The 12,487-nt window shown below is 29.2% G+C and carries 12 protein-coding genes and 1 riboswitch; of the genes, 2 read left to right on the top strand and 10 right to left on the bottom strand.

The window, feature by feature from the left end:
• Positions 1 to 215 precede the first annotated feature (215 nt).
• Positions 216 to 2,447: a formate C-acetyltransferase gene (pflB, locus tag ACQPUY_RS16015; RefSeq protein WP_430842773.1), complete on the top strand. Its 2,232-nt coding sequence runs from the start codon at positions 216 to 218 to the stop codon at positions 2,445 to 2,447.
• Positions 2,448 to 2,523: 76 nt separating this feature from the next.
• Here pflB and ACQPUY_RS16010 read toward each other — a convergent pair whose 3' ends face one another.
• The 10 genes from ACQPUY_RS16010 to ACQPUY_RS15965 all read right to left on the bottom strand — a co-directional run bounded on the left by ACQPUY_RS16010 (position 2,524) and on the right by ACQPUY_RS15965 (position 11,655).
• The gene (locus tag ACQPUY_RS16010; RefSeq protein WP_430842772.1) at positions 2,524 to 3,411 is read right to left on the bottom strand and encodes a tocopherol cyclase family protein; all 888 of its coding nucleotides are present in this window, start codon (positions 3,409 to 3,411) and stop codon (positions 2,524 to 2,526) included.
• On the bottom strand, positions 3,401 to 4,843 hold the full coding sequence (locus ACQPUY_RS16005; protein WP_430842770.1) for an FAD-dependent oxidoreductase: 1,443 nt from the start codon (positions 4,841 to 4,843) through the stop codon (positions 3,401 to 3,403). Before ACQPUY_RS16005 ends, ACQPUY_RS16010 begins: the two co-directional genes overlap by 11 nt.
• Before the next feature lie 37 nt (positions 4,844 to 4,880).
• Complete coding sequence (locus ACQPUY_RS16000; RefSeq protein ID WP_430842768.1) at positions 4,881 to 5,333, bottom strand: metal-dependent transcriptional regulator; 453 nt, start codon at positions 5,331 to 5,333, stop codon at positions 4,881 to 4,883.
• A gap of 91 nt (positions 5,334 to 5,424) precedes the next feature.
• A complete protein-coding gene (gene dhaS, locus ACQPUY_RS15995) occupies positions 5,425 to 5,991 on the bottom strand; it encodes a dihydroxyacetone kinase transcriptional activator DhaS (protein WP_430842766.1) in 567 nt (188 codons plus the stop codon).
• Between the two features lie 69 nt (positions 5,992 to 6,060).
• The gene (locus ACQPUY_RS15990) at positions 6,061 to 6,768 is read right to left on the bottom strand and encodes a hypothetical protein (RefSeq protein ID WP_430842764.1); all 708 of its coding nucleotides are present in this window, start codon (positions 6,766 to 6,768) and stop codon (positions 6,061 to 6,063) included.
• A 13-nt stretch (positions 6,769 to 6,781) separates the two neighbouring features.
• The gene (locus ACQPUY_RS15985) at positions 6,782 to 8,311 is read right to left on the bottom strand and encodes a DUF1538 domain-containing protein (RefSeq protein WP_430842762.1); all 1,530 of its coding nucleotides are present in this window, start codon (positions 8,309 to 8,311) and stop codon (positions 6,782 to 6,784) included.
• 58 nt (positions 8,312 to 8,369) lie between these two features.
• Positions 8,370 to 8,963, bottom strand: a complete 594-nt coding sequence (locus ACQPUY_RS15980; protein ID WP_430842760.1) for a type IV toxin-antitoxin system AbiEi family antitoxin domain-containing protein — start codon at positions 8,961 to 8,963, stop codon at positions 8,370 to 8,372.
• 303 nt (positions 8,964 to 9,266) lie between these two features.
• Positions 9,267 to 10,001, bottom strand: a complete 735-nt coding sequence (locus ACQPUY_RS15975) for an amino acid ABC transporter ATP-binding protein (protein WP_430842758.1) — start codon at positions 9,999 to 10,001, stop codon at positions 9,267 to 9,269.
• A 60-nt stretch (positions 10,002 to 10,061) separates the two neighbouring features.
• Complete coding sequence (locus ACQPUY_RS15970; protein ID WP_430842756.1) at positions 10,062 to 10,790, bottom strand: amino acid ABC transporter permease; 729 nt, start codon at positions 10,788 to 10,790, stop codon at positions 10,062 to 10,064.
• 43 nt (positions 10,791 to 10,833) lie between these two features.
• Entirely contained in the window at positions 10,834 to 11,655 is an 822-nt protein-coding gene (locus ACQPUY_RS15965; RefSeq protein ID WP_430842754.1) for a transporter substrate-binding domain-containing protein, read from the bottom strand.
• A 145-nt stretch (positions 11,656 to 11,800) separates the two neighbouring features.
• Positions 11,801 to 11,984, bottom strand: a riboswitch (Lysine riboswitch).
• 255 nt (positions 11,985 to 12,239) lie between these two features.
• Between ACQPUY_RS15965 and ACQPUY_RS15960 the strand changes: the two genes are divergently transcribed.
• On the top strand, positions 12,240 to 12,449 hold the full coding sequence (locus ACQPUY_RS15960; protein WP_430842752.1) for a cold-shock protein: 210 nt from the start codon (positions 12,240 to 12,242) through the stop codon (positions 12,447 to 12,449).
• Positions 12,450 to 12,487: the final 38 nt, after the last annotated feature.

The raw sequence follows: 12,487 nt of genomic DNA, 5'->3' as shown, positions 1-12,487 counted from the left end.
TTTTATAATTATACTTTATAATTATATGTGTGCAAGTTTATATAATCAATATATCAATATATCAAAATTTTAAAATGGAATACTTTGTTAATTATTAAACATTCTACTTGCACTTTTTATTATTTAATGGTATTATTTAATTGATAAAAATTATTCATTGAGAATAATTTCCATCTGCAAAAATATTCGTAAATTATAAAAAAGGGGTGCAATGTATGAAGCAAGAATGGATCAACTTTAAAGAAGGTCAATGGACTAAATCAGTTGATGTTAGAAACTTTATTCAATTAAACTATACTCCATACACTGGCGATGACAGTTTTTTAGTTGGAGCAACAGATGCAACTAAAAAGTTATGGGAAGAAGTAAGTGAATTATTCAAAAAAGAAAGAGAAAATGGCGGGGTTTTAGATGTTGATACTGAAACTATTTCAGGAATCAATGAATATAAAGCTGGCTACATTGATGAAGCTTTCGAAAAAATAGTCGGCGTTCAAACTGATGCTCCATTAAAAAGAGCTGTTATGCCTTTTGGTGGAATTAGAATGGCTGAAAACGCTGCAAAATCATACGGATATGAAGTAAGCGCAAAAATTTCAGAAATATTTACTAAGTATAGAAAGACACATAACCAAGGTGTTTTCGATGCTTATACTGATGAAATGAGACTTGCAAGAAAATCAGGTGTAATAACTGGTCTTCCAGATGCTTACGGTAGAGGAAGAATAATAGGTGACTATAGAAGAGTTGCTCTATACGGGGTAGATAGATTAATAGAAGATAAAATTGCTCAAAAGAAGAGCTTAGAAGTTAGATGTATAGATGAAGATGTAATTAGATTAAGAGAAGAAATTTCTGATCAAATCGTTGCATTAAAAGAATTAAAAGGATTAGCTGAAACTTACGGTTTCGATATATCAAAGCCTGCTAATAATGCAAAAGAAGCTATTCAATGGTTATACTTTGGATTCTTAGGAGCTATAAAAGACCAAAATGGTGCTGCTATGTCTCTAGGTAGAACTTCTACTTTTATAGATATATATATTGAAAGAGACTTAAAAGCTGGAATAATTACAGAAGAAGAAGCTCAAGAATTAGTTGACCACTTCGTTATGAAGTTAAGACTTGTTAAATTCTTAAGAACTCCAGAATATAATGATTTATTCTCAGGAGATCCAACTTGGGTTACTGAATCAATTGGTGGTATGGGATTAGATGGAAGAACTTTAGTTACTAAGAACTCATTCAGAATTCTTAACACTTTATATACTTTAGGACCATCACCAGAACCAAACCTAACTGTTCTTTGGTCAACTAGATTACCTCAAGGCTTTAAAGATTTCTGCTCAAAGGTTTCTATTGATACAAGCTCAGTTCAATACGAAAATGATGATTTAATGGCTCCATATTGGGGAGATGATTATGCAATTGCTTGTTGTGTATCTGCTATGAGAGTTGGTAAGCAAATGCAATTCTTTGGTGCTAGAGTTAACTTAGCTAAAACTTTACTTTACGCTATAAACGGCGGAAGAGATGAAAAGTATGGAATGCAAGTTGGTCCAAAACTAGCTCCAATTACTAGTGAATATTTAAATTACGATGAAGTAATGGATAAATTTGAAATAATGACTGATTGGTTAGCTAATCTTTATGTTAATACTTTAAATGTTATCCACTACATGCACGATAAATATTCTTATGAAAAATTACAAATGGCTTTACATGATAGAGATGTATTTAGAACAATGGCTTGTGGTATAGCAGGATTATCAGTTTGTGCTGACTCACTTTCAGCTATTAAATATGCTAAAGTTAAGCCAATAAGAAACGAAGAAGGAATTGCTATAGACTTTGAAATCGAAGGTGATTTCCCTAAATACGGAAATGATGACGACAGAGTTGATGATATAGCTGTATATCTAGTTGAAAACATGATGAACAAGATTAGAAAAAACAAGACATACAGAAACGCATATCACACTCAATCAGTTTTAACTATAACTTCAAACGTTGTTTATGGTAAGAAAACTGGTACTACTCCTGATGGAAGAAAAGCAGGAGAACCATTTGCTCCAGGTGCTAACCCAATGCATGGAAGAGATAATAGTGGTTCATTAGCATCATTAAACTCAGTTGCTAAATTACCATATGAGCATTCACAAGATGGTATATCAAATACCTTCTCAATAATTCCAGATGCTTTAGGAAAAACTCCTGAAGATAGAATTAAGAACTTAAGCTCATTAATGGATGGATATTTTGGTCAAGATGCTCATCACTTAAACGTAAATGTATTTGATAGAGAAACTCTATTAGATGCTATGGAACACCCAGAATTATATCCTCAATTAACTATAAGAGTTTCAGGTTATGCTGTAAACTTCATTAAGTTAACTAGAGAACAACAATTAGATGTTATAAACAGAACATTCCACAAATCAATGTAATTAATTTAGGTGCATACAACTGTATGCACCTTTTTATTATTCAGACAATTATAAAAAATTTATATATGTAAACTTTTTATTCCCCCACATATTCGAAACTTGTATTACGACTTTCTAAATCAAATAGCAAATCTTTATTTTTATAAAATTTAAATCTAGCACTACATGATATATTTTCATATATAGTTCTTATCATGGCTCCTCCGTTAGGCGCTAAAAGACTTTGTGGAGATAATTTTTTTATTTCTATCTCTAACTTATAGGCACCTCTTTTTATTATTAACCCCTTTTCGTCATATAAAATTAACTTCACTCCATTATATGTAGCTAATCTATATTCTTTTCCTTTATAATAAACTATTGCTATACATCCTTTAAATTCAAAACCTAAGAAAGGTATATCAGCAATAGATACCATTATACTAGTATCTTCTACTGAAAAATCATTACATTGCACCCATAAATACCTATTAGGAAAGGACTTTCCCCAATCTTTTTCTATATACCCCAAATCATTATTAAAGATTATTTCTTTATTATTTAATGTTAAAGTTCCATTTACTTTATGATTTAAGCTTAAAACACCATGGAAGCATTCCATAAATGGAAAGTATTTAAATGGCCCCATTATATCCCTCTTAATTGGAGTAACATTACTATAAACAAGTCTTCCTTTTGCAGTAATATCTTTATTTTTTATATTTAATATTAATCCTTTAGTAGAAAATATATTATCTTTTATTTTTATAGTCAGCCTATCTTCACTAATAGAAAAATCTTTAAAATCATAATTGATATTATAAGAACTATTTTTTGTAATAACTTGAATAAAAGAATATTTCCTCCCATCTTTACTTATATTGATACCTGGAATAAAAGCAATGCTAAAATCTTTAGATTGATGTTTAAAATACCATCCCTCAAAAAAAGTTTTTTTATTCTTATAGAAATTATTATTTTTCATATTTCAATTCTTTAATAGAAGGTGAGTCTAAAAGGTTTCCCTTATAATCAAACCTTGATCCATGACATGGACAATCCCATGATAAATCATCAGCGTTCCATTTTAGTTCACAACCTAAGTGAGGGCATTTAGTAGATACAGTATATGCTTTTCCTTCTTTTGTCTTATAAACACCAACCTTACTACCTTCATATGTAACTATTCCAGCTTCTCCATTTTTTATATTATCTATAGTCTCCATTGGAATTCTTATTTTTTGAGCTATAAAATTATACGTAGTTTCAAATCCATCCTTAGCCAAATTCTTTATAGATGCAGTCATATCAAATCTACTTGGTGAGAATATTTCATTAAATGTATACTCTTTTCCAGTAATCATACCACTTATTATTATGGCTGATACCATTGAAGATGTCATACCCCACTTATTAAATCCAGTGGCAACATATACATTAGGCATTTCTTTAGAGTAAACTCCTATAAATGGAATACCATCTGAAGTTATGCAATCTTGAGCTGACCAATGATACTTTTCAACAGCATCTGGATAAAGTTTTTTAGCTAATCCCCTTAACTTATTATAAGAACCTCCTTCTTCATTACTACCAGTTCTCCCTGCTGCCCCTCCCAAAATTAAATAATCTTTATATCTTCTAAATGAATACCCCCCATCCTTTTCATCTATATACATTCCATTTAGAACTTGAGCATTCTTAAAAGCAATTACATATTCTCTTTCCTGATGCATTCTTAAAAAATAATATCCAGGCGTATTTATAATTGGGAAGTGAGTCGCTACTACTATATTTTTTGCTTTTATTCTTCCCTTATCTGTAATTACTACATTATTTTTTATATCTATTGCCCTTGTATTCTCATATATTGTTAAATCCTTAGCTATAAAATTTAAAAATTTAATAGGATTAAAATTCGCTTGTTTTTTAAACTTAACTGCCTTTGCAATTTTGAATGGAAGTTCTATTTCATTTACTAATTCAGCATCAATCCCAAGTTTTATTGCCGCCTTGTATTCTTTTTCAATCTTCTCAGGATTATCTAAAGAATATACATACGCATCTTCAATTTCAAATTCACAATCAATATTATTCCTACTTATTATTTCCTCATAATTTTCTAATGCAAGCATATTTGCCATAGCATATCTTTTCGCATTATTCTCTCCAAACTCATTAATCAATTTATCATATATAATATTATGTTGTATTGTTATCTTTGCTGTAGTATTCAAAGTATTTCCTTTTAAAACCCTACCTCTATCTATCACTACAACGTCTATCCCCTTATCTTTAAGCATATAAGCAGTAAGTAAACCTGCTATTCCTCCCCCTATAATTACAACTTCTGCTTCCTTCTTATCATGCAACTCCATTCTACTTTCTATATTATAGCTTTCACTCCAAATTGAATTCATCTAATCACTCCTATTTAAAATTAAGTAAAATATTATATTATATATTATTCCCTAATTTTTCTTTAATTATTGGATGATATTCAATAATTTCTATAAAATATTCAATTCTTTTAAAAGTCTCCTTGCTTAGTACATGCTCTATTTTTTCGGTTTCTTCTAATATATTTTCATTAACTCCTATAGTTTTTAAAAACTTTTCTATAGTATTATGCCTATATAATAAATATTCACCATAACTACTTCCATTTTCAGTTAATTTAATATATCCATACTTCTCATAATTAACCAAATTAAGTTCATCTAACTTTTTAATCATCTTTGTAATTGAAGCTGGCTTAACATTTAAAGCTTTAGATAAATCCCCAACTCTAGTAAAACCTGTTTCATTAGATAATCTATAAATCATTTCAATATAGTCTTCCATAGAAGCCGTAATCAGCCCTGTATTTCCCTTTAAATAATTATTAAATGTGTAAAATCCTTTAGGCATACCTTATCCTCCATATATAAATTATTAACTTTATATATTTATATTTAATAATAATTATTAAATTCATAAAAAAAAGGCTTAATCTATTAGATTAAGCCATTGTTTCATATTTATTTAATGCTCTTATAAAGCTACCTTCTATTAAATACTTTAACTTTTCTATTAATACCTTTGGATCTTCCTTCATTCCATTTCTCATCCATTGCATAACAATTCCTGAAAAAGCATGTGTATAAAAATCCGCTATAAATTTTTTGTCATTTTCTTTCACATTTATATTAATAGCTACTTCTTCTATTACTCCCATAATAAAATTATTTATAACAGAAAATAAATACATCTCTAAATTATTTCTACTTAAAGAATTTAATGTATTATAGCAAAACTCTTTATTATTTTCTATATATAAAAATATACTATAAAAAACGTCAGTCCAATTTTCATAATTTTTATGTCCTGCTATTCCTTCAATAGCCTCTGTTTTATATATCCATTCAATAAGATCATAAATATCTTTAAAGTGATAATAAAAAGTGTGCCTATTCAAATTGCAATCATTAACTATATCTTTTACTGACACTTTATTTAAGGGTTTTGTCTTCATTATTTTTTTTAATGATTCTGCTAACATTTTTTTAGTTGCAATAGATCTCGACATTAAATATACATCCCTCCAAAGCTTTTTAATATTATAAAACTAAATAGTGGTTAATTTAATTAATATTAATTAAATATTATTTTCTTGAAAGAATGTTGGTAATCCTGCAACTTCATTTACAGGAAGAGAAAATGCTATTGTCTTAGCTTCTGTTTGGAAACCTGTTTTACTACAAATTGATTTCATTATATCGGCTCTAAACTTACTTAACGTTAATATCAAAATAACCTCTTTTTCTGGATGTATTGCTACACCAAAAAACTTTTCTGCTTCTTTAAGTCCCATTCCTCTTGCATGAATTACAGTTCCACCAGAAGCATTTCCTAGCTTTGCTGCTTCCATTACATCATCTGAATATCCACGATTAGTTACTGCTATAATCAAATCATGCTTATTTACTTCTTCCATATTATCTCCTCCTTCTATATGTGAAGCTCCAGTTAAGACTCTACAAGTTCTGCTTCCACATATGCTGGTAATTGTAATAGTAAACGCAATTCCATTTCCATTTTTATCAAGTTTTAATTCACTTTCTAACTTCTTAAGTATGGATTTAGATACTCCTAATGGCATTGTACTTAATACTATTACCTTTCTTACTTCTCCTAATCCAAAATAATCTAATATGGTTGGATTTGTAGTTCCCATTCCTAATGAGGAAAGATTAAATGTTATTCCTTCATTAGTAAAAAAGCTTTCAAGCTTTTCTAGCTTATCCCTATTTACTATAGTAACCATTAATACTAATGGAGCATTTTCAGATATTTTATTAATCATTATAGTTTTCCTCCTAATACTCTATAATGTCGAAATCATCTTCGTCATTTAATTCTGTATCATCTTCCTTATAATCAATTATATCCTTATTTCTCTTCATTTTCACCATATAAATTACACCCATAATTTGAACAGTAATTAATGGCATCATAGCTACCATAGCGATAATACCAAAAGCATCAGTCATAGGATTACCTCCTAACGCAGAAGCAACTCCTATTGCAAATGGTAGTAAAAAGGTTGCTGCCATAGTTCCAGATGCTACACCTCCAGAATCAAAGGCAATTGCAGTAAATATTTGTGGTACAAAAAATGTCAGCGTTAAAGCAATTATATATCCTGGTAAAAGAAAGAACCAAATACTTATTCCAAACATCATTCTTATCATAGCAAGAGCTAATGCAATACCAACTCCTAATGATAATCCAGCCATCATCATTTTTTTAGAAATAGCTCCACTTGTAATATCTTCTACCTGCTTATTTAATACATGAACTGCAGGTTCAGCTGTCACAACAAAAAATCCAATTAGCACACTAAGAGGAATTAAAATCCAATTATATGACAATGATGCAAGTGAGTTTCCTAAATAATTACCTGCTGGCATAAATCCAATATTTACACCTGTCAAAAATATTGTTAACCCCAATATTGTATAGACTATACCAACTGCTATTTTAGCAATTTGTCTTTTAGGTAACTTTAAATAAAATATATTATATGCTGCGAATATTAATATTATTGGAGAAAAAGCTATTGTAACTTCTTTAAAAAATACAAATATTCCATTTTTATACAATGATAAAAGTTCTGATAAATTATTTATAGTACTAGCAGTTTCAAATCCATATCCACCGCCTGATGAATCAAAAAATATTCCCATTATCAAAACAGCAATAATCGGTCCTATAGAACTTATTCCACATAACCCAAAGCTATCTTCTTCTGCACTTTTGCCACTACGAACTGTTGAAACACCCATTCCTAAGGCTAATATGAATGGTACTGTAATAGGGCCAGTAGTAACTCCTCCAGAGTCAAAAGCTACTGCTAAATAATCTGGTGATGTAAAAGCTGCTACTAAAAAAACAATACTATACATTATTAATAATATATACGATAGTCTCATTTTGAATAGTATTCTAAGAAGTGCAATTACTAAAAAGATACCTACTCCAATAGCAACTGATCCTAATAGGACTACATCAGGTACTGAAGGAACCTGCTTAGCTAATACTTGTAAATCCGGTTCTGCAACAGTAACAGCTACTCCAAGTATGAAACTACCTATAACAAAAATAAGTAACTTTCGAGATTTTACTAAACTTGCTCCTATAAATTCTCCTATTGGCATTATAGCCATATCAGCTCCTAAAGTAAATATGCCCATTCCAATAACTAATAAAATTGTTCCAGTTATAAATAGAACAACTGTACCAAGTGGCATTGGTGAAATTGTGAAATGAAGTAACATAACAATAATTGTGATTGGCAAAACCGAAGTAAATGCCTCTTTAAATTTTTCTACTAAACTTCTGTGCATTCTCTACCTCCTGTCATTAAATTATTTATATTATAAAAATACTACCAGTAAAAAATAATTAAATTAAAAATGGAATATATAATTCTAATACCTTTGATATTCTAAACTTTTTTGCATATATTTTAAGCTTGTCTATATCTTTATCATTTCTTTTAGCATAGTACTTCAAAATATTATTTATTTCAGTAATATCTATTTTATTTCTATTTCTTAAAATATCACAAATAGTTCTCTCAATATCATATATTTTTATATCCCTGCCAAATTCAGTTTTAGCTATACATATTCCAATTTCATACAATTCTTTTTTTACATGATGTACTTTAACACCATATTCCTCAATATTTTGAGAGTTATAGCCAGATGGGACCGTTGCTTCATAATTTATTATCTTATTAGATTTTGAATTATGTATCCCTATAGATGTGAAATGTGAAAAAATAATAGATGGGTATTTTGATTGTAATCTATATAATTTATCATCTATACAATCCTTTAAAATATATACTCCTCTATCTATCCTTTTTAAAATTCCTTTATCCACAAGTTGTCTAATATATTCCCTTGGGATTCCTTTCATAGTAACATCCTTTGTTAAAACAATACCATTTTTTTCTTTAATTAATTCTTCTAATTTTTCTTTGTAAGACATATTAACCACCTATTTTTACAACTATGCTATTATTATAATATTTTTTATCATTTTTGTAAATTAAATATTTTTTAAAAAATACATTTTTCTTGCATAAAACTTATTATATTCTAATATATTCATTTAAATATGTATATTAATTAATTATCAGAATAAATAGAAATTAACAATTAATATTATATGAAAATATAATATATTATTTTCATTAAAATCATTTTTTTTATAAACTCCTAAAAAATAAAGAATGAGCCGCCACAAAGACAACTCATTCAAAATTTATTAATTTTATATTCTTTTATATTATTATTTTAAAGTACGCTTTAGGAATTCACGAGTACGATCTTTTTTAGGATTATTGAATATCTCCTCTGGAGTTCCTTCTTCTTCAATAACTCCATTATTCATAAATACAACTCTATCTGATACTTCCCTAGCAAATTCCATTTCATGAGTTACAACTAGCATAGTAAGACCACTTTCTGCTAGCTCCTTCATTACCTTTAAAACTTCCCCTACCATTTCTGGATCAAGAGCTGAAGTTGGTTCATCAAATAAAATAACATCTGGTTCCATAGATAATGCTCTTGCAATAGCTACTCTTTGTTTTTGACCACCTGATAGTTGTTTAGGCTTAGCATTTATATATTGGTCCATACCAACAACCTTCAAATATTTCATAGCTACTTTTTCAGCTTCTTCTCTAGATCTTTTTAAAACCTTCATTTGTCCAACAACACAATTACTTAATACATTATGGTTATTAAATAAGTTAAATTGTTGAAATACCATTCCTAATTTTGTTCTGTATTCATATATATTATGGTTATCATCTAAAATGTTTTCCCCATTATATATTATTTCACCACCACTTGGAGTTTCTAAAAGATTAACGCAACGAAGTAATGTGGATTTTCCTGATCCTGAGGAACCTATTATACAAACAACTTCCCCCTTATTTACTGAGAAATCAATGTCTTTTAGTACTTCATGGCTCCCAAAGGACTTATTTAGATGTTTTATATCAATTACTTTTTCCATAATTTATCCTCCTAAGTTTTATGCTATTTGTTGATTTTAGATAATAGCATCTTCAGGTCTTTATACCTGCATCTGATTTCCTGCCATAATATAATTGTCAGGTCCATCTAATTTTCTTTCTAGAGCTCTTAATATTCTAGTTACTGTAAATGTCATTATGAAATAAAGAATACAAGCTACAAAGAAAGATTCAAAATATCTAAAGTTATTTCCTGCTATTGACTTAGTTGTAAAGTATAATTCAGAAACTGAAATTACATTAAGCACTGATGTATCTTTTATATTAATTACAAATTCATTTCCTGTCGCAGGTAATATATTTCTAATAACTTGTGGTAATACAACATTAATCATAGTTTGAGAATGTGTCATTCCAATTGCTTGAGCTGCTTCAAATTGTCCCTTATCTATTGAAACAATACCACCTCTTACTATTTCTGACATATAGGCTCCTGTATTAATTGAAACTATAAACAAAGCTGCAACTATTTTGTTTATATCTAAGCCTAAAAACTGTGCTGATCCATAGAAAATAACCATGGCTTGTACTATCATAGGCGTTCCTCTAAAGAACTCTATATATACTGAAAGAATTACATTAATAATCTTAAGAAATACCTTTTTAGCCCCTCTTTCTGGAACAGGTATAGTTCTTATAACACCTACTAATAAACCAATTAAAGTTCCTATTATAGTTCCTATTATAGAAATAAAAAGTGTCATACCTGCTCCACGTAAGAACATAGGTAAGTTATCTTGAAGTATTTTTACTATCCATTCAATACTCATCTTAATCCTCCTAAAACTTAAAGCGAATTAATTAATTTAATGCTTATTGAGCTGCTGGTTGATTTTTAACAGCTTCACTCATTATATTTGTTTGCTCATCTTCTGATATTCCTGCTAAAATTCCATTAATTTTTTCTGTTAAATCACTATTTTTCTTAATACCTACTGCTGTTTGTGTATCTTCAGGACTTGTCTCAAATCCATCCTCAAGTTCAATCATTTTAAAATTAGAATTAGCAGCTTGTGCACTTACAGCCTCAGGCTTTTCAGATACATACGCATCAATTACTCCTGATTCAAGTGCTACTCTCATTGCAGGGAAGCTATCCATAGCCTCTAGTTTATTTACTCCTGGAATTTGATCTATTACTGAATAATGGAATGTATTTAACTGTCCTGTTACTTTTGCTCCATTAAAATCTGCTAAAGTTTTAGCATCTGAATAAGCTCCTCCATTTTTTACAACTAAAACTAATTGTGATTGATAATAATTATCTGAAAAATCTATTGTTTGTTTACGCTCTTCTGTTGGAGACATACCAGCTATAATTGCATCTATCTTTCCTGAAGTTAATGCAGGTACTAATCCATCCCATTCTGTCTTAACAATAACTAATTCTTTTCCTAAACCTTCTGCTATTTTCTTAGCAATTTCCACATCATATCCGCCTGCATACTCTGAGCTTCCTTCAATTTTAACTGCTCCATTTGAATCATCACTTTGTGTCCAGTTAAAAGGTGGATATCCTGCTTCCATTCCTACTCTAAATACATTGTCATCTGCTGAGCTCTTTGAGCCACATCCTACTAGTGCTAGTGCTGCTGTTAATACAGCTAAAAATAATAGTGCTATTTTCTTTTTCATAGTTATCTCTCCTTTTTTTTAAATAAAAAATACCAACCCATTGGGGCTGGTGCTATCTTAAATACTCGCGATAAGATTCCATAAAAAATAACTGAGCAATTGGGCTCAGCTTGAATTCTTACTTAGTTAAACCCTCATCTTTCCCATTTGAGATAGCACAACTTAATAAACCGGGAAGCTTATTAAGACAGTCCTGCAGCTCTTAACTACAGACCCAGCAAGTAATATCGAGAAGTATTACAAGCTTCGGCAAAATTTCCTTCTCCTTAGTTTCATAGCACTCTCAAGCTCCCCTAAGGACTGTTAAATTTTGCGCCTCTACCTCACAATCAAGTGAGGCATTTATTAAATTTTAAGTAAAGTTTACATCTATTTATCTCATATGTCAATAATATATTCAAATTTTTTCATAGAATATTTAAGTTTTCTTACTAATATATTAAAAATTCCCTATAATAAAGTTAAAATTTAGGATTATTCATATAAGTTTTTATATTTTTATTTAAGAAATATCTAATTTTAAGTTTAAAATAGATTTTTTTATAAATACTATATAGTGATAATTTATTAGTGGAGGTTTTGCAATGGCAAATTATACTGGAATAGTAAAGTGGTACAATACAGAGAAAGGTTATGGTTTTATTTCTTGTAATGAAGGTAATGATGTTTTTGTTCATCACTCTCAAATAAAAGAAAAAGGTCCTAATAAAGATCTTCATGAAGGAGAAAATACAACCTTTGATATTAAAGAAAATGAAAAGGGCTTAATGGCCGTAAACGTGCAAAAACTATAAAAAATCTGTACTGGAAAGTTTATTGATTTTCCAGTACA

Source organism: Clostridium nigeriense, from assembly GCF_050585245.1.
In the GTDB taxonomy this organism is placed as follows: Bacteria; Bacillota; Clostridia; order Clostridiales; family Clostridiaceae; genus Clostridium; species Clostridium nigeriense_A.
Note: the sequence above shows the minus strand (reverse complement) of the source record. Positions and strands in the feature narration are given on the sequence as shown.